The sequence below is a fragment of the Bacillus sp. ISL-46 genome (genome assembly GCF_018613205.1).
In genome coordinates, this window is record NZ_JAGGQR010000054.1 from 1 (window position 1) to 20,829 (window position 20,829).

Annotated in this window: 18 protein-coding genes and 1 pseudogene; 1 reads left to right on the forward strand and 18 read right to left on the reverse strand. The window is 37.4% G+C overall.

The annotated features are described in order from the left end of the window. Positions 1-412 precede the first annotated feature (412 nt). The 16 genes and pseudogenes from tatC to J7E67_RS24265 form a co-directional block, all read right to left on the reverse strand. The gene (gene tatC, locus J7E67_RS24195; protein ID WP_251026964.1) at positions 413-1,141 is read right to left on the reverse strand and encodes a twin-arginine translocase subunit TatC; all 729 of its coding nucleotides are present in this window, start codon (positions 1,139-1,141) and stop codon (positions 413-415) included. A gap of 78 nt (positions 1,142-1,219) precedes the next feature. Beyond that, the gene (tatA, locus tag J7E67_RS24200) at positions 1,220-1,408 is read right to left on the reverse strand and encodes a twin-arginine translocase TatA/TatE family subunit (protein ID WP_214713007.1); all 189 of its coding nucleotides are present in this window, start codon (positions 1,406-1,408) and stop codon (positions 1,220-1,222) included. A 282-nt stretch (positions 1,409-1,690) separates the two neighbouring features. After that, positions 1,691-2,920 carry a NosD domain-containing protein gene (locus tag J7E67_RS24205; RefSeq protein WP_214713006.1) on the reverse strand — a complete coding sequence of 410 codons (1,230 nt, stop codon included), beginning with the start codon at positions 2,918-2,920 and terminating at the stop codon, positions 1,691-1,693. Positions 2,921-3,123: 203 nt separating this feature from the next. Further along, positions 3,124-6,687, reverse strand: a complete 3,564-nt coding sequence (locus tag J7E67_RS24210; RefSeq protein ID WP_374223940.1) for a GH32 C-terminal domain-containing protein — start codon at positions 6,685-6,687, stop codon at positions 3,124-3,126. Between the two features lie 107 nt (positions 6,688-6,794). Beyond that, entirely contained in the window at positions 6,795-7,697 is a 903-nt protein-coding gene (locus J7E67_RS24215; RefSeq protein WP_374102953.1) for an ABC transporter permease, read from the reverse strand. Positions 7,698-7,786: 89 nt separating this feature from the next. Further along, positions 7,787-9,346 (reverse strand): sugar ABC transporter ATP-binding protein, encoded by a 1,560-nt coding sequence (locus J7E67_RS24220; RefSeq protein WP_214732991.1) that lies wholly within the window; start codon positions 9,344-9,346, stop codon positions 7,787-7,789. A gap of 81 nt (positions 9,347-9,427) precedes the next feature. Then, positions 9,428-10,408 (reverse strand): ABC transporter substrate-binding protein, encoded by a 981-nt coding sequence (locus J7E67_RS24225; RefSeq protein ID WP_214732992.1) that lies wholly within the window; start codon positions 10,406-10,408, stop codon positions 9,428-9,430. 158 nt (positions 10,409-10,566) lie between these two features. After that, positions 10,567-10,829: pseudogene (locus J7E67_RS31515) on the reverse strand (sugar ABC transporter permease); the annotation flags it as partial. Between the two features lie 279 nt (positions 10,830-11,108). Further along, complete coding sequence (locus J7E67_RS24230; protein WP_214719226.1) at positions 11,109-11,435, reverse strand: substrate-binding domain-containing protein; 327 nt, start codon at positions 11,433-11,435, stop codon at positions 11,109-11,111. Between the two features lie 189 nt (positions 11,436-11,624). Next, positions 11,625-12,599: a LacI family DNA-binding transcriptional regulator gene (locus J7E67_RS24235; protein ID WP_214719242.1), complete on the reverse strand. Its 975-nt coding sequence runs from the start codon at positions 12,597-12,599 to the stop codon at positions 11,625-11,627. Positions 12,600-12,808: 209 nt separating this feature from the next. After that, positions 12,809-12,973 carry a ThiF family adenylyltransferase gene (locus J7E67_RS31520; RefSeq protein ID WP_251026965.1) on the reverse strand — a complete coding sequence of 55 codons (165 nt, stop codon included), beginning with the start codon at positions 12,971-12,973 and terminating at the stop codon, positions 12,809-12,811. Beyond that, complete coding sequence (locus J7E67_RS32170) at positions 12,930-13,190, reverse strand: IS3 family transposase (protein WP_214732993.1); 261 nt, start codon at positions 13,188-13,190, stop codon at positions 12,930-12,932. Before J7E67_RS32170 ends, J7E67_RS31520 begins: the two co-directional genes overlap by 44 nt. A gap of 657 nt (positions 13,191-13,847) precedes the next feature. Continuing rightward, positions 13,848-15,281 (reverse strand): glycoside hydrolase family 32 protein, encoded by a 1,434-nt coding sequence (locus J7E67_RS24250; protein ID WP_214719230.1) that lies wholly within the window; start codon positions 15,279-15,281, stop codon positions 13,848-13,850. 12 nt (positions 15,282-15,293) lie between these two features. Next, the gene (locus tag J7E67_RS24255) at positions 15,294-16,127 is read right to left on the reverse strand and encodes a carbohydrate ABC transporter permease (RefSeq protein WP_214732994.1); all 834 of its coding nucleotides are present in this window, start codon (positions 16,125-16,127) and stop codon (positions 15,294-15,296) included. Further along, the gene (locus J7E67_RS24260; protein WP_214719234.1) at positions 16,124-17,065 is read right to left on the reverse strand and encodes a carbohydrate ABC transporter permease; all 942 of its coding nucleotides are present in this window, start codon (positions 17,063-17,065) and stop codon (positions 16,124-16,126) included. The genes J7E67_RS24255 and J7E67_RS24260 overlap by 4 nt, the downstream gene beginning before the upstream one ends. Before the next feature lie 69 nt (positions 17,066-17,134). Continuing rightward, a complete protein-coding gene (locus J7E67_RS24265) occupies positions 17,135-18,514 on the reverse strand; it encodes an ABC transporter substrate-binding protein (protein WP_214719236.1) in 1,380 nt (459 codons plus the stop codon). 212 nt (positions 18,515-18,726) lie between these two features. Between J7E67_RS24265 and J7E67_RS24270 the strand changes: the two genes are divergently transcribed. Further along, a complete protein-coding gene (locus J7E67_RS24270) occupies positions 18,727-19,713 on the forward strand; it encodes a LacI family DNA-binding transcriptional regulator (protein WP_214719238.1) in 987 nt (328 codons plus the stop codon). 123 nt (positions 19,714-19,836) lie between these two features. Here the strand turns inward: J7E67_RS24270 and J7E67_RS24275 are convergent, their stop codons facing one another. Both J7E67_RS24275 and J7E67_RS24280 read right to left on the reverse strand, forming a co-directional pair. After that, positions 19,837-20,166, reverse strand: a complete 330-nt coding sequence (locus tag J7E67_RS24275) for an IS3 family transposase (protein ID WP_374223941.1) — start codon at positions 20,164-20,166, stop codon at positions 19,837-19,839. Positions 20,167-20,194: 28 nt separating this feature from the next. Beyond that, on the reverse strand, positions 20,195-20,602 hold the full coding sequence (locus tag J7E67_RS24280; RefSeq protein WP_214732996.1) for an IS3 family transposase: 408 nt from the start codon (positions 20,600-20,602) through the stop codon (positions 20,195-20,197). Positions 20,603-20,829 lie beyond the last annotated feature (227 nt).

Genomic DNA, 20,829 nt, shown 5'->3' on the forward strand with positions numbered 1-20,829 from the left:
GCCACTCTGTTACGTCGTAATAATTTTTACTAGCCATAAATAAATTCTCCTATCAATTTAGTGTGTTTGTTCATAAACTACTTTTTCCTTGATATAGCTGGAAGTAAAGCCTTACGAATTCGTGCTTTTCCTGCAGCTTTTCTGAGATTCTCCTATACCTTTTGAAGCACCCGTTAAAATAAAATAATTCACTGTTCCATCTCCCATTTTCCAAAAGATATAGTTATATTCTCTGAATTTATATAAAATTCCTTTTATAATATATATATATCCAGTGTTTTTGAGAATTTTATTCAATAAAATGGCCCGATTGTGGAATAAAACTTAGATTTTTAAACGACTTTATTGCTAAAGCATCCATTAGTTTTTTCAAACTGTCGTTATATTTGCACCAGAACCCTTTTTCTTGTTTTTAAATAGATTCGTATGCATCTTTATTACCTTCTTTAGCCCTATGCTGTCGTTTATATACGAATTTTGATAAACTGACACTGCCTTCATATAAGAGTAATAAAGGTATACTTACAAGGATATCTGATAGAAAATCTGGTGGCGTAATCAAAATTGAAACGACAATTAATATGAAGTAGGCATATTTTCGGATTTTTTGCAGACGGTACGGATTGATAATTCCTAAGCTTGTTAAAAACATAATGACAACGGGTAGTTCAAACAGAAATCCAAAAGGCAATGTCATGTGAAGCAAAAATTGAAAATATTTCTCTGTTGTAAAAAACGTATTAAACATGTCGTTTGATAGCAACATTAAAAAATTTAGTACAAGAGGTAATAGAATATAGTAACCAAAACTAATTCCTAATACGAATAAGATGAATAGTGCTGGAATATAAGCGATGGTAACTTTACGCTCTTTTGGTGTTAATCCCGGACGTACAAACAGCCATGTTTGGTACGCACCAACTGGTATAGTAGCTGCAATGGCAACGACGCTGGCTATCATTAAATAAACGACTAAGATATCACTTGGTCCTAGCAACGCTAGCTTGAATGGCAAATCTTTGACTAATACATAGTAAATATCTTGAACATATACAAATACCATCACTAAAAACAGCAGAAAGACGAGGAAAGTAATGATAATACGTTTGCGCAGCTCTTCCAAGTGTTGAACTATGTGCATGTCTCGATCTTCCAACATAATCACTCCATAAAAAAAGAGATGTAAGACGGATCTACATCTCCTCTTAATTTATTTATCTCATTTTTCTTTTTTATTAGATGTCTCTTCATTTAGATCATTTGTCACAATCTCTCTAGTAGCCTTTTTAAATTCCCTTAAAGTTGAGCCAAATGCTCTTCCGATTTCCGGTAATTTAGAAGGGCCGAAAATGATAAGCGCGATTGTTAAGATAAGTATTAACCCTGGAATTCCGATATTTTGCATCATATTTTCCTCCTAGTAGTTAAATCTTGTAATTCTTTTTTAGACATTTATTGTTCTTTTCAGAATGGTTTATTTCTGCTCCAATTCCTAAGAATAAAGCGCCCAAAATTGGAGAGAAGATTTATAGACCTTTTGTACTGTTTGGATAGTTTATGATATTGGTAAGACGAATGCATTCGAATTAAAAAAACTCATCCAAACACGAGCGAGGTTGTGATTCCACGAAAGACGTATTTTATAGGTATGCTCTGCTATTGTGAAATAGAGTAATAGCAGAGCAATAAATTACCAAACGACTGTTGCATTTGAATCAGCTTTATCTATCTCAGACAATGGCGCAGAATGAACAATACGTGTATCCATACATGTACCATTGACTACAACTTTTCGCTGCGAAGAAACACCACAAATCTTGGTATTAGTCACCCAGTTTCTATTACCACCCATAATTAAGATACGAGTGTGATCTTCTGGTTGGTCAGAATAGACAGTTGACGCAGTGATATGATTATCATCTCCATCAACATGAATCAGTCCATAAAGATTATCACGCCTAATAGGGTCCTGTGCCCAGACATATACACCATCTTTTTTGACTTTGCACGCTTGCACTCTCCCAGAAAACAAATTTCCATATCCTTTAATAATAACAGCACCATTGTAGAAGCTTTGGATATTATTTCCTAAAAACGTACAGTTTTCGGCGTCTATAGCTTCTAAACATGTATATCCATCAGGATAGATGTTGTTACCTACAATATTTGCCCACTTAGGATTTTGTAAAGATACACTTTTTCCTTCCGGTTGTGCTCCAAAGTGGTTATTGGCTACTAATAATTGCTGAGAAGAACCGTACACAAGAAGTCCATTACGAACTTCTGAAATCCAACAGCCTCTTACCATGCATGCGTCAGGTCCAGTTAATCTTAAACCTGTATCTACGCTCATAGTTGAAATACCAATAATATGAACTGCATCATTATCTTGGTCGATACTAACAGCAGTTTGACCTCTTTCTGTTCCAAGACCTTTAATAAAAAAGTTTTCCAGTTGAATCGCAGATACTCGTGGTCTTCCAGTGGCGCTTCTTTCAGAAAGGATACCTATTGTACATCCCTCACCTAATAAAAGTTTACTTCCTCCACCTGGAGACTCGGGATCGACAACCGAACGTGTACCTGGATTAACGCCTCTGATTGTCACATAAGAGCGATTAATTTTAATTGAGTCTGAGAGCCACATGTCTCCTGCTGGTAATTCAATGACTCCTCCAGATGGAGGCATTGAATTAATAAGATCATTAATAATTTCTGCGTTGCGAGTAAAAGTGGGGTCATTTAACTTTGCTCCATAATCTACTGGGTTAAGTGTCATAGTTTGAGGGGTGAGAGCGCTTACTTCTTTTGCCTTAAAAGGAAAACCGCTTAAAAATGCTAATGACCAAACAGATAATCCTACTACAAAGTTCCGTCGTTCTTTTGAATATGGCTTTTGAATAGATTTATTTGTTTCCATATTGTCCTCCTATTAATTTGATAAAAATCAATAATTTTCCTGTTAGGGCTTGTAAATTTTCAAAACTTATTTTTATGCCATTAGTTGCTCCATATTTTGGTTCTGGTGCAAATATGATTTGTTAGAAACATAGGACCTCAATATCCTTTTCATCTTACAGGCTATCAAATGAATCGATAGCCTGTACAGGTGCCTCATTGCTATTATTGTTTTTTAGAATTGTAGTTAATCTGATTGAACACAGTTGTAGAGTGCCATACATTTAATCCAGCATAGCCTTCTTTAAATGCATTGTCCGCTGCCTCAATGACAAGCTTGTCATCCAGATAAACTTTAATACTTTCACCTTTTGTAATCACTTTCAGATGGTAATCTGTGTTCGCTTTTAAATCTAGATTTCCGTTGTCATTATAAACAGCGAGATCCGTGCCTCTTCCATCAGCAAACTTAACTAATTTGACCATATTGTTGAGAACATCTACATTTGCCGCATAGGCATTTTTCGCATCTACATCAGAGCGGAATACTAACGCGCCGGCACCGATTGGATTTCCAACTGTATCTTTGGATGGATCGCTTGGGTGGGAATCAGTATCAAGTACTTTAATTTTCGCTTCATACGTAAAATCACTGCCTTTTTCGTTTGAAAGAATAAACGCATCTCCTTGACTTTGGCCTTGCTTTCCGGCAATCGTATCGGCCCAAAGACCATTAACTGTTGTCCATCCTGACATTTTTGTATGAACAGGGCTCTTTCCCCAAATGGACTTCAATGGGTAAATATTAAGCGATTTTAATTTGACTTCTCCGCCCTTACTATAAAGCTCTAAACCGTTGCTTGACGGCAGCGGAAACAGTTGATTAGTAATAACGCTTACACCATTGTTTCCAAACACTTCAACAGAGGAGCGATCTAAGAAAATATGCATTTTTACCGTTCCATCTGTTGAACTCAGTGGGGCAGTGTGCTTTCCTTTTACATTCTGTCCAAAGTTAAAGCCTCCGGAATTCGTTCGGTCAACAAATACTTTCTGGCTACTTACATCATAACCGATTGTAGCTTGTTCCGTACTTCCTTTACGAACCTGGAGTCCAAACTCCGTTGCTTTTGTACCGGAAACATCAAATTCCGCAATGATTTCAAAAGTATCTCCGGTAATTCCTGAAAGAAGATTACTATTTCCGGAAATTGTCTTATTCTCAAACGCTGTTTTCTCTTGATGCTTGCGGATTCCTTGCAAAGAAATTGGTGTTTGTTTTAAACGAAGCCCTTCTGTCGTTTTCGTTAACTCTAATTCCCTAGGTAGCGATGTAGAACTTCTCCATGTCGTAGTTGGTGTATTGTTTGCATACTGCCAGTTGCTCATCCAGCCAAGCCAATACTTCTCCCCGTTTTTACCTTCAATCCCGCTCCATTCTACCCCTGCATAAAAATCTGCACCGTAGTCAGACCACAATGTCTGCTGAGGCGGGTTTTCACTTTTAAATGTTTTTCCATCGAAATCACCGACAAAGTATTGCATACCTGAGCCGCCAGCTGGTGCACCATCATTGATACTTACTTGTAACACCCATTTTTTGTTGTTCGGATTTCCGTCCACCGGAAGTTGAAATAATGCAGGGCACTCCCATATACCATTGTTACTTCCGTAAGTAGACGCTACCCAGTCACCTGTCACTGTATTCCAGTCAGTTAACTTTCCGTTATCTCTTTGTTCTGCAACCTGAGATTCTTGTTCTTGTGCTACATTGTCAACTTGTGCAGGCATGTTACCTGTATTATACACGTTAACATCATCAATATTAATATGGCCCCAGCCCCCTGTAGCATTATCGACCACTTTAATATACACTACTTCTCCTACATACTTGGACGCGTCCCACACATAACGGCGATACTGTTCATTAGCAAATTTTGTATTTGCTTGGTGAATTAATTCTTTGTCATCGGAAGCTCTTACTAAGGAAACATAGCGATTAGTAATGTCATTCCCGCCGCCAATTAATAGATTTATTTCACCTGAACCGCTTAGCTTAAAGTAAGAAGAATGCATTTCTCCTGTTGCATCGTCTCCTTTATGCTTATCAGAAAACCCCCAATAATGGTATTTTCCTTGTTGATCAAAGGAACCACCCCAATATGATGTCGTGTCGCTCACATGATCGTTTGTAAACGCATCTCCTCTTACCGCTTTCCAGCCAGTCAAATCTCCTGTTTCAAAATCGTGATTTTCAATTTCCTTTGCGTCTGTCACAATATATTTGCCTGTATTAACATTTTGGAACAATGCAGAAGAGTTCCCAACATGCAAACCGAACAAACCGCTTGAAAAGGTTGCATCATTTACATCATGAATAAGATTATCGTCTACATATACTTTGATTTGATCACCAGCTGCTTTTACCTTCAGTCGATATTTTTGATCCGTATCGATCTTAGTATTTTTTTCCGCAATTACAGTGGCAGTTCCATTTTCAAGCTTCATTAGCTTGATTGTATCAGTTAAGGCATCCATGCTAGCAACATATCCATTCTTAGCATCTGCATCAGCGCGGAATACAAGAGCACCTGAACCACCCTTATCACCTACAATGGTGATTTCTGTCTCGTAACTAAATTGATCTCCCTGATCTTCACTCATAATAAATCCATCACTGTCAGCGCTTCCACTTTTGCCATCATTTGTATCATTCCATGTACCATTTACTGTTTTCCATCCAGACAAGTTCGTCACAAAGTTGGTTTTGTTCATAAATTCCACATTACGAAACGCAGCGGTAGAATTCCATGCCGTTAATCCAAACTGCCCATTTTCAAAGGATGAGTCTGTTCCTTCAACAGCTTGTTTACCATTGAGGGAGACTTTTAAATGGCTTGCCTCTGCCTCCACCTTTACATGATAAGTTTGGGAAGTTTCAAGAGTCATTGACTTTGAAGCAATATCAGTTACCTTTCCCTGATCGATTTTACTTAGTGTTACGAGATCTTTTTCAGCATCCACTTTTGCCATATATGCGCTGGTTGCGTCTTTATTTGAGCGAAAAACAACCCCTCCTGCTCCTTCTCGACCATTTTTTTCAACAAGAGTAATGTCCCCTTCTAACTTAAAAGATCCACCCTTTTGAGGTGACAAGGTATACGAATAAGCACCGGACTGTCCGTTTGCTTGAATACCGCCGTCAGGACCAAACTCGCTTGCATATTTCCAATTTTTCAAATCTGGAGAAGTATAGAACATCACTCTATCTTTCGCAGCTAGAGACATCACCCATTGATTTGTCTCATCGTGCCAAAAAACTTTTGGGTCGCGCCAGTCAGGAATCGGGGCATCTGGCATAACAGGATTACCCTCATACTTTTTCCATGTCCTTCCTTTATCATTGCTGTACGCAATACTTTGAACTTGTCCCTTTTCCCCAGAATGAGTAAAGATTGCAACCATTGCTTCTTTACCAAATCCCGCCGTATTGTTCCAATCAATAACCGCACTTCCCGAGAAGATATCCCCATTTTCATCAGGAGATAAGGCAATAGGAAGATGTTCCCAGTGTACTAAATCCGTACTGACAGCATGTCCCCAATGCATCGGTCCCCATGTGGTTCCATAAGGATAGTACTGATAAAAAAGGTGATATTCCCCGTCATAATAAACCATTCCATTTGGATCGTTCATCCAGTTCGCTTCGGGAGAAAAATGAAATTGGTTACGATACGGCTCATTATAATAACCTGGATCCTCTGCAAATGCGTTAGTTGTTAATGGCAAACATAAGACCGTGAAACAGATTAATAGAATACTAAACTTTTTCTTCAGTTTAAATCACACCCCATTTAATAGATTTGAAATTCATATGTGATGTTCCTTGATGAGAATTAAGCTGCACTATTTCCACGTAAGCGATCTAATAAAACCGCGGCAACAATTACTCCACCTTTGACAACAAGCTGCCAATAATAGTTAACGTCCATTAGAGTTAAGCCATTACTAATAACGCCCATAATTAATACCCCAATGATCGTTGCTTGTATCTTTCCTTTACCACCTGTTAGACTAGTTCCACCCAAAATAACCGCGGCAATTGCATCTAACTCATACATTTGTCCTGCAGTTGGTTGACCAGAATACAACCTGCCAGCTAAAACGACCCCACCTAAACCTGCTAATAATCCACTGATGGAATACACATTAATTAATGACTTCTCAACCTTAATCCCTGTTAATCGTGCTGCTTCTTCATTTCCACCAATGGCATAAATATGGCGGCCAAACATGGTATACTTTAAAACATAAAACATAACGATATAAACAAAAATCATGATATAGATAGGGGTTGGTATTCCGAAAATAGCTCCGCCACCAATGAATTTGAACGTTTCATTTTGTAAAACAATCGGATAACCACCACTAATGACATAAGCAAGACCTCGAACATAGGTGAAACTACCTAATGTAACAATAAATGCTGGTAATTTTGTTTTAGCAGTGAAAAATCCATTTATTAGTCCTACTGCATACCCTACAGCCACACCTGATATCATGGCAATAAAGGGGTTAACGCCTGCAGAAGAAACCATAACTGAAACAACACCAGATAAGGCAACTGTTGATCCGACGGACAAATCAATTCCACCAGTTAATATAACAATCGTCATTCCGGCAGCTAGCACAGCAATGATGGATACCTGCTTTAATACATTTAACATATTGGCCGTTTCTAAGAAATTAGGCGCGGTAAAAGAAAGGACAACACATAATAAGATTAAAATCATGATCATACCTAATCGATTCCATAATCCGTGAAGGACCTTCCCAACATGAAGGCTTTCTCTTTGTGATATTGTTTGAGTATTTCCCCTCATTTTCTTTACTCCCCCCTAGTAGCTAAGTACATAATTTTTTCCTGTGTGGCTTCTTCTCTCGAAAGTTCTCCTGTTAACCTACCTTCGCACATGACGAGGATTCGATCACTAACACCTAATACTTCCGGAAGCTCAGATGAAATCATTAAAACTGCCAAGCCATTTTCGGCAAGCTTCGAAACAATTTTATGTATTTCAGTCTTTGCCCCAATATCCACACCTCTCGTGGGTTCATCAAGCAGTAATACTTTAGGTGCGATGGACAGCCATCTAGCGATCACAACTTTTTGTTGATTACCACCACTTAAGTTCGATACCTGCTGTTCCGGTGAGGCAATTTTTATGTTTAGTTCTTTTATATAACGATCAGCGGTAGCATTCACTTCTTTCCAACTAACAATTCCTGCCTTCGTATGCTTTTTCAACTCTGCCATTAAAATATTCTCTTTTACAGACATAGATAAAAATAATCCTTGCTCTTTCCTGCTTTCAGGTACATGAGCAATCCCATTAGCCATTGCATCTATGGGGGATTGTATTTTAACGGACTTTCCATCTACAAATATTTCCCCACTTACCAACTCAGATGCACCAAATAGGGCCCTAACTAACTCTGTTCTACCCGCACCTACAAGCCCTGCTAAACCAATAATTTCACCTGGGTAGATTTTAAACGAAACGTTTTTAACAATGGTGTTATCAGAAACATTTTTCAGTTCCAGAACAGGGGAACTGCTTTTTGAAAGTTTTTTAGGATCAGAAGACTTATCTCGATTAAACAAATCTTTTAAATCACGACCTACCATAAGCTTCACAAGGTGATCGGGGTTTGTCTCTTCAATGGGACCACTTGCAATCCACTCACCGTCACGTAAGACAGTAAATCTATTAGCAATCGTAAAGATTTCTTCCATTCTATGAGAAATATAAACGATGGCAACACCCTGTTTTTTTAAATCCTCAATAATATCAAATAGTTTCATAATTTCTTTATCTGTTAAAGAGGCTGTCGGTTCATCCATGATAAGAACCTCTGCCTTAAAGGATAATGCTCGGGCGATCTCCACCATTTGTTGTTGAGCAACGCTTAGGGTTGAAACCAATTGGCGTGGGTCAAGATTAGAACCCATTGAATCTAATACCTTTTGTGCACTTTTATGCACCTCGCCCCACTTAACCATCCCTAACCGATTTCTCGGAAAGGTTGAACCCATTAAGATATTTTCACTAATCGTCAAATTGGGAGAAAGGCTTAACTCCTGATGAATAACATTTATTCCTTTGTTCCTTGCATCAACAGGATCCTTCCACAAAGTCGGCTGACCTTTAAAATAGATCTTTCCACCATTATTATCAGGTGTATAGATCCCTGCTAAAATTTTCATAAAAGTTGACTTTCCGGCTCCATTCTCACCCATTAAGGCATGTACTTCACCTGGATAAAGTTCAATTTTCACATTGTTTAATACGGTTACACCTGAGAACGTTTTACCAATTCCTTCCATATTTAACACTGGATTTTTATGACCATGTTGAACCTTCACTACCCGCTCTGTAACTGCCATACTTTTATCTCACCCCTTTTTTTAATTTGAAAAGGGCTGAACAAGGGTTCTTCCTTATCAGCCCTTTTGATTGGAGGAGGCTTACCACCCTTGGTAAGAATCTAATTTATCTTGAGTAACAAGTTTAACCGGAACTTTAATAAGGTCTTCTACGTCTTCGCCATTTTTCACTTTCATTCCAATTTCAACTGCCTTTTTCACCATTTCACTTGGTGATTGCGCGGAAGTTGCCTTAATAGTACTTCCCTTTTTGGCCATCGCTTCTGTCACTTCAGGAGCACCATCTACACCTACAATAAAAAATTCATCTTTACGATCAGCTTGCTCTTGAGCAATTTCAACACCGATTGCTTCAGGGTCATTGATGGCAAATACGGCGTCAATAGAGCCTGATGGATTAGCTTGTAAAATACTTTCCATAACGGTTAATGCCTTTTCACGATTTCCTTCACCGTTTTGCTTCGCTACTATTTTAATTTTAGAATCTTTAATAGCTTCCTCAAACCCTTTAATACGGTCTGTTACGGCTGAAACAGGAGGTCCATCGATGATAGCAATGTTTCCTTTTCCACCTAATTGATCAATGACATATTCTCCAGCTAGTTTACCAGCTTGATAGTTATCCGATGTAACAGTAGCATCGACACCACCTTCAGCATTCGTATCTACAGCGATTACAGGAATACCAGCGTCTTTTGCCTGTTGAACAGCTGCTGCAATTCCTTTTGTATCAACAGCATTTAATAAAATAACATCTACTTTTTTTGTAATGAAGTTTTCAATTTGAGAAGTTTGTTTTGCGAGATCATATTCAGCACTTTCAACAAAAACATCTGCACCTAATTCTTTCCCTGCTTCTTCAACTCCTTTTGACATGGCAACAAAGAAAGGATTGGCCAAAGTACCTACAGTTAATCCGATAGTTAACTTTTTGTCACCTTTTTGCTCTTTGTTATCATTCTTAGATTCACTTGATGATTCACTAGCACTACTACAGGCAGTCATTAAAGCCATTACAAGGATTAAAACTAGCACAAATAAAGTTTTTACATTCTTTTTCATTGTGAGCCCCCCAGGAATTCATTTAATTAATAAAAACGATTTTCATAGCATGACAAATATTGAAGATTGCATTTTAAGCGTTTACAAATCTGTTGCTGCTTCACCTCCCTTAAGACGTTCTATTATGAGTCATTTTCCTTAAAGATGTGCGTAAATTATAGAGCAAGAAAAATCGGAAGCGGGAAACCAATGATTAATTGAGTAACGCTGAGACCAAGCGTGTTTTTGATAAGGGTCCAAAATTGGATTCAAAAAACCGCTCAAAGTGTTTTAATCCAACCCACGGACTTCCCATAATCCCTTTTGTTGCGACAAAATCCTTAAATGCTATTAATACTCCATACATTGGGACATAATGGAATACAATAAAATAAATTAATGCGGCTAAAAGAAATAAGTAGAGCTGATAATTACTTAAGATTTTTTTTAACTTTAATCCTTTTTAACTTTCAATAGGTGCATCGATTACATAATTTTCCTTCCTTGCCACTTCTAAGCCCTTACCTCTCTTTCTAGTATCATAATACTAAGATTCGATAAATCCCTTACTCTTTCATTACATTGAAACGTTTCCAATTTGATTAAAAAAAATATTAACGCTTTGTTGTTCTCTCACTTTACATAAAGCAGGTACAGTAAACACCTTGTCCCAATGCCAAATTGAAACGTTTCCAATGGAGAGTTAAAAAAATGATGACTGTCAAGTCGTTTCTCCTTCACTGTACATGACCGGGATTCGATAAATCTCTTGCTCCAGCGGTTCACCTTCAATCTTTCTTAAGAGGAGTTTCACAGACGTTCTGGCCATTTCTTCGACAGGCTGTCGAATCGTTGATAGAATCGGGTGAAACAGCTTATTATCTTGAATTCCATCATAACCAATTACTTTTACATCCTCTGGTGTCCGTATTCCATATTGTTTAGCTTTATCAATATATTTGGCGGCTAGTAGATCCGTATTAGTAAATATGCCGGAAACAATACGATGTTCTTTTATTTTAAAGAAATTTCCGAAATCTAGTATCATTTAGTTTATGTAATACTAAGATTCGATAAATCCCTTACTCTTGCATTACATTGAAACGTTTCCAATTTGATTAAAAAAAATATTAACGCTTTGTTGTTCTCCCACTTTACATAAAGCGGGTACGATAAACACCTTGTCCCAATGCCAAATTGAAACGTTTCCAACGGAGAGTTAAAAAAATGATGACTGTCAAGTCGTTTCTCCTTCTCTGAACATGACCGGGATTCGATAAATCACTTGCTCCAGCGGTTCACCTTCAATCTTTCTTAAGAGAAGTTTCACAGACGTTCTGGCCATTTCTTCGACAGGCTGTCGAATCGTTGATAGAATCGGGTGAAACAGCATATTATCTTGAATTCCATCATAACCAATTACTTTTACATCCTCTGGTGGCCGTATTCCATATTGTTTAGCTTTATCAATATATTTGGCGGCTAGTAAATCCGTATTAGCAAATATGCCGGAAACATTACGATGTTCTTTTATTTTAAAGAAATTTCCGAAATATTCCTCATCATTATAAACAGTATCATTCTCCTCATAAATGATATATTCAATCCCTTGAGCCTTTGCTTCATCGATAAATCCTTTTTTCCGAAGTTCGACCTCACTGTAGGCAGAACTAGTGATTCCAAGATACGCCGCTTTTTTTGCTCCCGCCTTTACAAGTTCTTTTAAGGCAATGCGGCCGCCAGAATAGTTATCTGAAGTTACACATGTGATTTTTTTTCCAAAATGACGATCAATGCTAATAATAGGAATATCGGTGTTCACACTATCCTCGATGTCATTGTAAGTAATCTCGATAATGCCTGCTACTTTATTCTGATTAAGCATATCGAAATAATAAAGCTCTTTGTCAGGTCTGCCTCCACTATTGCAGAGCATCAATTTAAAACCTTCCCGGTCAAGCTCATCTTCGATATAATAGGCCAGCTCCGAGAAAAACGGATGCCATACACTAGGGAGTAATAACGCAACCATTTTTGATTTTTGCATTTTAAAGTTTCTTGCTACTTCATTAGGTATGTAATTTAATTTTTTGATCGCAGCATTCACTTTCTCCCGTGTTTCGGTCCTTACATTCGGATGATTGTTAATGACTCGTGAAACGGTGCCAACTCCAACTCCTGCCAGGTCTGCAACATCTTTTAAACTTGGCACCACTACTACTACCTCCAATATTAAAGCGATTTCATAAACTTATACTATCACTATTTTGGAAACGTTTCAACGGTTTTTTTATAAATAAATTAAATATTAAAAAAATGGTTGAAAATATTCCTCCTCAACCATTTTCCCTATCAGATATGCTGTTTTGAACTTTAGCCGACCCTCTGCCGCATCACTAAGAGTAGAATTGTAAATACGACCTACATTTTTTCCTCAACTCCATCTCCGTCTACAAGAACTAATTCACCCACACTCAATCGGTGTAATTGTTTCACAACAGGAATCCCCGTTCCGGAAACACCTACGACTCCAATCGAGAGACTAGAGAGTTTCTCCGTCGTGTTTTGCCTTTCTAACTTTAGCAATCAGTTGATATTTGCGCATTAACCTTCGAATTTCCTTATGATTCATTTCTACAAAATAATCATTTTCTAAGATCATTTTGATTTGTAAAGCCCCAACCTTTTCCTTTTTCTGTTGAAAGATAAACTGTATTAGTTCAATATCTAGTTCATCCTCAACATCTTTACGTTGGCGAACAATGGCAGCCTTTAACCAAGCATAGTATCCACTTCTACTCACTTCAGCTAATTCACATAAATAACTGACTAAGTTCTTTAAATGGTGTTGACGAATCGTATGTTCAATAAGTTGAAATTTCTCTGAAGGAGTTAAAACCGTTTCTTCTTCAACGCCTGCCTCTCTAGTTCCTCTAGCTTTTTTAAGAAGTCATTTTCAACTTCTAAAAATTTGATTCTAGCTTCAGCCTTTTTGAGTTTTTCGATAGTTCCTTCGAAGACGGTCGACCACTACTTGCCTTTCCTCTGCGCTCTGATTGAAGACCAAGTTCACCAAACTTCTCATAGGTATCACGCCATCTTTGAAGACATCTTTTGGGTTGATGTTTACCTATTACTTCAAGGTTAAATCCATTTTTAATAAAAATTTGAGAAGGAATTTTTCCACTTTTATACACCATTACAGCCTTTACTTTGAAACTAGAATTATAGGAAATAGCCCGTTATGATACACGTATAACGTTCGGGTTCTTTTCCAATTCTTTAATTTGATATTCCGTAAATAAATTCTTACTCATGTAAATCCCGTCCACAATAATTCTTTTATTATAAACGGGTTTTCTTTTTGAGGACATAGGAAAACCCGAATAAAGGTACTTTTTAATTAGTGTCCATTATTCGGGTTATAGTTCAGTTAAACAGAGCTGTTTTATTTCGTTTATTAAGAACTAAACACCTCATAACGAACTTCTTTTAATTGGGCCCCTTTTCCTGAAAGGACAATGCTTGTTCCTTTTTCTTTTTCATATGCCGTAAATGTTGCGACTTTTTCGCCCTTATTCACAAAGATTTCAACTGAATGAAGATCCACATATAATTCTAGTGTGTTTTCTTCATTGTTAAAACAGTCTCGTATGGTAATTGGTTCACTATCTCCATAATCAGAAGTAATCACAACAGAATTGGATGATGGATCCACAATCACGCGTGTTGCTGTTGTTTCTTCCTTGTTTAATTCAACAACAAACGATTCACTCTTAGATAATAGTGATAGGGATAAATATCCTGTTCTTCCGCTTTCAATGTGCAAGTCCTCATTTAATGAAACATGTTCATGAACAGCAACAGGTGTGAAATAATCGTCATGGCTAATATAAGCTCGTTGAATCAATGTGTTGTTTTTGATGTGTAACTTTCTTGGTAAACTCATCATGCCGTTATAGCCGTACTCTTTTGGTGGTGTTGCTTTTGTCCAACGATGCATCCATCCAATTAAAAGTCTCTCTCCGTTTTGACCGTCCGTTGTTTGTGGTGCGTAAAACGTTGCATAATCTAGCAAGCCCTTTGCCTCAGGAGTGAATGCTCCGTTTTCAAAATCCATGTGTCCAATCACATAAGACGTCTTTTTCTCTACTTCTCCGTCAAATTCAAGGTCGCAAGGCATTTCTGAGAAAATTAGCATATCTTTTCCGTCTAAGTGGAAGAGATCTGGACATTCTAGTAACGTATTTTCTTCAAATGGCATTTGAAAAATAGAAGAATGAAAGCTCCACTGAAGTAAATCTTTTGATTGGAACATGATGATTTCACCACGACGTTTCGAATTTCTTACCGCTAATACACAGTAGTATACCCCGTCACGCTCTAACACTTTAGGGTCTCTGAAATCACAAATGAGATACCCTTCTGGCAATTCTTTTTCGCCAATCACGGGATTTAATTTGGATTTCTCGAAATGGATACCATCCTCTGACACAGCAACACACTGACGTTCAGCAATTTGTGATTCATCTTTATCAAACCCTAAGTTAGGATCAATATGACCTGTATAAATGAGATAGAGCTTCCCATCCTTTTCAATCGCACTTCCAGAAAAACATCCGTTTGCATCATACGCTTTGTCATTGGCCATCGCTACGGGAAGGTACTCCCAATTGACAAAATCATTTGTGGTTGCATGACCCCAATGCATGTCATTCCATACAATGTCATACGGGTAATACTGATAAAAGAGCTGGTATTTCCCTTTGTAGAATGAAAAACCATTTGGGTCATTGATCCATCCGATTTCTGATGAAAAGTGAAAAAGGGGTCGGTTATTTGTTTTATGTTTGTTTTCTTTGATATAGTCGTTTGCTTTTTGTAGTCGATTCATAGGGCACCTCTTTTATTTAATTCCACTTTGCATGGAACCTTCCACAATGTATTTTTGGAAAATGATATAAAGAATAACGATTGGAATCATTACGATTGTTAGTGCAGCCATCATGTGACTTGTGAAAATGTTATACTTGTCTGCAAAAACCGCATTAAGGGCAACTTGAATAGGCATCAAATCTGCGTTTGATAACGCCATAACCGGCCATAGAAAATCGTTCCATGATGCTAAGAACGTTAAAATTCCAACTGTAATATACATATTTAAGCTTGACGGCATGACGATTCGGAAGAAACATCCGACTTCACTTAGTCCATCGATTTTTCCTGATTCAATCAATTCACCAGGGAAGGATAAGAAATGTTGTCTGAATAAGAAAATGTTCATCACATTGATGATAAATGGCAGCAAATAACCTGGAATCGTGTTGATTAATCCCATTTCATTTACCACTAAAAACAATGGAAGAATGGTCGCTTCAATTGGCACAATCATAAGAGCGATAATAAAAATTAAAATCCAATCTTTAAATGGAAATTTAAATCTTGCTAGAGCATATCCTGCCAATGAATTGATGGTTAATCCTACAACCACTGTAACGGATGCATAAATCAAACTATTTCCAACGTTTTTAAAGATGTTATAAAAACCTAATAACTCCACATAGGAATCAAACGAAAGATCAGAAAATCTTGGAACAAAGGCAAAGATTGTATCAATATCTTTGTAAATCACTTCATCGATTTTAAATGAAGAAAGAATCATCCAAATAAGAGGAAGTAAAAATTGTAATGCCACAAGAGACGCCAAGATATAAAACAAGGTTTTCTTTACAATTTTCATGCTGCTTTCTCCTCTCTAAATAGCTTTTTAATAATGATTGAGATAACGACTAAGAAAATCGTGAATACTAATGTAATGGCACTTGCATATCCAATGTTTCGGTGACGGAATCCATACTCATAAATGTATTGCAAAATGGTAATCGTTGAGTAATCCGGACCTCCACCTGTCATAACCATCGGTTGAACAATGAGTTTAAACGCCTGAATCGTGGTGGTGATCACTAAAAACATCAGAATGGGTTTTAATGACGGAATGGTAATAAATAAAAACTTTTGGAATGCATTGGCTCCGTCAATGTCCGCTGCTTCATAAAGGCTTCCATCAATATTTTTAAGTCCTGCTAAAAAGATCATCATTTGATACCCACACCCTGACCATGCAGAGATCGCAATGATCGTATACATTGCTTGAGACGCACTTGAGAGGAAAGGCTGCTTTGAAATCCCAACATTTGCAAGGAGTTCATTAATTAATCCAGATGTTGGGTTTAACATGACCGTCCATAGGATTGAGATGACAACAAGAGATAAAACAGCTGGTGAAAAATAGGCGGTACGGAAGAACCCTACGCCTCTGATTTTTTTGTTGACAATGAGCGCAAGTCCAAGTGCTATCGATAGTTGCAGAGGAACAACAAACACCACAAACTTAATCGTGTTCATGAAACTTTGGATCAACACTTCATCTGTCATCATTCGCTTAAAGTTTTCAAGCCCAATAAATTCTTTGTCGTTTGGTTTTAATAAATAGTAATCCGTAAACCCGTACGTAAACGCTAGAATAATTGGTAAGACAATGAAGAGAATCGCAAGAATTAAAGCAGGTGTTAAAAATCCGTAAGCGGACACGATATCTCTTTTTTTATAATGTTCGCTTTGTCTGAAGTGTTCGGTAGTATTTCTCACTTTTACAAAACGTTTGATAAATTTCTTCATGGTTCACACCCCTTTTTAAAAAAGAGTAAGAGGTGAGGTCATCGCCTCACCTCTTACTTTTACAAACGATTATTTTTTGTACTTTGCAAATTCTAATTCAATTTTCTTCGCTGCATCGTCTAAATATTGCTTGATCGTTGCTTCATCTGTCGCTTTGTTTTGAGCGATTTTTAGAATGACGTCTTTTGCAAAGGTTTCAGAAAGATAAGGATATCCAGGTGATACAGGACGAGATTTGTTTGTGTTTTCCACTTGATACTTTAATACTGTCCATGCATCGTTGTGATATGGGTTGTCTGTATTTGTATCAATCGCGTCAACGGAATTGATTCTTGTTGGAATGGAACCGTTTTTAGCGAAATATTCTTTTGTTGCTTCGTCGTTATTTAACCATTCCATGACTTCAACGATTTGCTTGATGCGTTCTTCGTCTTCTTCTTGTCCGTTACGAACAAATGCCCAAGAACCTGATGGTGTGTATAACCCGTCGAAGTCTTCACTCATTTTTGGATAACGAACGGTTTTGAATTTTAAATCAGGATAATTATTGATAAGTTCATTTACATACCAGAATCCGCTAACAGATAGTGCTGATTTTCCTGTATGGAATGTTTTTTCGGATTCTGTCGCACTAGCAAGTGCTGGTTTGGCAAATAATTGCGCATACTTTGTTAATGCTTCTACACTTTTGTCACTGTTTAATACGCCATCAACTGTTACACCATCTTCAGCGACGATGTTTGCATCATTTCCCCAAAGAAGTGGTGTGAAGTAGTATGTTCCTAATTCATAGGCACCTGCAGTAATGTCTGTTAGTAATAAACTTACAGGCACTTCATAATTTGCAAACGCTGGATCATCCGACGTTTTTGCAAACTCGTCCACTTTTCTTGATAACTCAATAAATTGATCCCATGTCCAGTCTTGATCAAGTGAAGGAACTAATGCTTTTACATCTTCAGGTAATGCATTGATCATGTCTTCGTTATACATGATGGCTACGCCTGAGTCTGAATAACCCATTCCGTAGAATTTCCCGTCCACTGTTCCTTGGTCGATGATCGCTTGCGTGAATCCATCTTTGAATCCTTCGCTCATGTATTCATCTAGTTCACCAAGTAATCCTGAATCAACGTAAGCCCCAATATCAGGTCCGTCTAATGTAAAAATATCAGGCATTTCATTTGCTGTAATTGCTGCATTCAGCTTATCTATGTAGCCTGAACCAGCTCCTGCACGTGTGATGTTTTGTATTTCGACTTTTGGTCCGTCTGGATGAGCCTCATTGTAGCTCTTTACTCGGTCAGCAAACATCTTTCCTTCTGGATGATCAGCTGCGGCTTGTGTCCAAACAGTGATTTTTTCTTTGTCGCTAGCCTGTTTTGAATTACATCCTACTAATGAGATGGCTAAGACTAATGCTGAAACTAACAAAATTAACTTTTTCATACTGCTTTTTAACCCCCTAGATTAGAATATTCAGTGAAAACGTATTCACGCTTTCTGATTTCATGTTACAACATCAAAAAATGTGTGTCAACAGTTTTTACAAGCGCTTTCATTAATCCGAAATATATAGTATACTAAAAAAAGTAATTCCTTTAATTAGAAATATTCATATATAAAGAATACGTTTTCTCAGCGCTTGAAAGGAGCCATGTATGAGTAAACTTACGATGAAAGAAATTGCGAAACTTGCAAATGTTTCACAAGCCACTGTATCACGAGTGATCAATGGTAATAAAAGCGTCAATGAAGAGGCTGCAAAACGGGTACTCAAAGTCATTGAAGAAGTAGGGTTTATCCCAAATAATGCTGCCCAAACATTAAAAAGAAGCCACTCAAACATTATCGGTGTCTGTGTGACCGAGACCTTTAACCCATATTTTGTTGAATTGATTGATACACTAGAACTTGAAGCGCGTAAACGTGGATACAATATTTTATTGCACAACTCAAAACACAATCCGATTACCGAATGGGAAAGCATCCAAAATTTCATCGCCCGACAAGTAGACGGAATTATCCTTGTCCCAAATGGTGAGTACAATATCCAACGATTGAACAAACTTGCTATCCCAACTGTAATCATAACGAAAAATCGAGAATCTCTAGATAGTATCGGTCTTGATCACATGCAAGCTGGAAAGATTGCTGGCGAGAATTTTATCTATGCAGGTCATAAAAAATTTGGGTTTATCGGGACGGTTCCTGATGAGAAGTATTTGGGCTATAACAGTGTCTTGTATGAAAACGGTTTTGAGTTAAACAGTTTAATCAATGTTAAACAGACCTCGACAAATAATTTTTTGATACAACAAGACATAGAAGCATATTTTAATCAGGCTGACCGCCTCGATTTCACATGTGTCTTCGCTGCAAACGATATCATGGCGCTTGAATTCTTGAAAGGTGCTCAAAAAAGGGGAATCCGTATCCCTGAAGATATCAGTTTGATTGGCTTCGATGATACGTATCTTGCTAAAATCATGGGGATTTCCAGTATCCATCAACCCATCGAAGAAATGGTCAAAACAACCATAGAGATTCTTCTCAATCGAATTGAAAACGAAGTCTCATCAGAAAAGATTAATATACAATTAGCCCCCACATTAATTGAAAGAAAAAGCTCTAATTTTAAAAGATAGCAATATCACTTTGGCTGTAAAAAAGGGAGCCATAATGTATACTAAGATTTCATTAAATATCAAAAGCATTTTTAAAAGGCAACTCCCTATTATGAGGTGACCCCCGAAAGTTAGAGTTTTATTTTATGCAGCTAATTGGCAGGTATGGACACGGTATTGTACCGGACTCATGCCTGCCAATTTTTGCTTTATACGCTTGTTATTATAATAATTGATATATTCTTCGATTCTCTCTTTTAATTCCTCAAATGGGCACAGTGCTTCTCCGTAATACATTTCTTGTTTTAGTAACCCAAAAAAGTTCTCCATAGGTGAATTATCTAAACAGTTTCCTTTCCGCGACATACTCTGGAACACCTTGTATTCCTTGAGTGTTTCTACCCATTTATGATGTTGATAATGCCAGCCTTGATCAGAATGTACAGTGGTTCTATACTTAGAATTTTTTACAATTTCAAGTGCTTCCTAAGAGGCTTGAGGGCTATTCTAAGGTTGGGCGCATACTTATCCCATATGATAGAATTTCACCATTGAACATATCCATAATTGGACTTAGGTACAGTTTTACACTGTCTGAACACTTGAATTCTGTAATATCTGTGGTTAATTTTTGATGACACACATTTGTATGAAATCGACGATTGATACGGTTCCTAGCAACAGCTCCAGTGGTACCCTTGTAAGAACTGTATTTGCGTGATTTTAATCTGAATTTATCACCTTTGAGTCCGAGTTTATTCATGATGCGTTGAACCTTCTTATGATTCACTTCAACCCCACGGTTTTCCAATTCTAATTGAATACGACGATAACCATAATTTCCGTTATGTTCTTCGAATATGGATTGAATAGATTCTTCAAGCTTCTGATCTGGATTTTCCTTTTTCATGTTTTTTATATGATAATGGTAAGAAGATTCAGGAATACCGACTCTTAATAAAACATCTTTTAATTTGAAGGTTTCTTTGAGTTCGAATGATAACGCTGCTTGTGCTTTTCGAGATAGCCTTCCGGATCCATCTGAAAAGCTCGTAACTTTTTTAAGTATTCTACCTCTAAACGAAGGAGCTCATTTTCTCTTTCCAATTTTTGTTCGTAAGTCAATTCCTTTTCTTC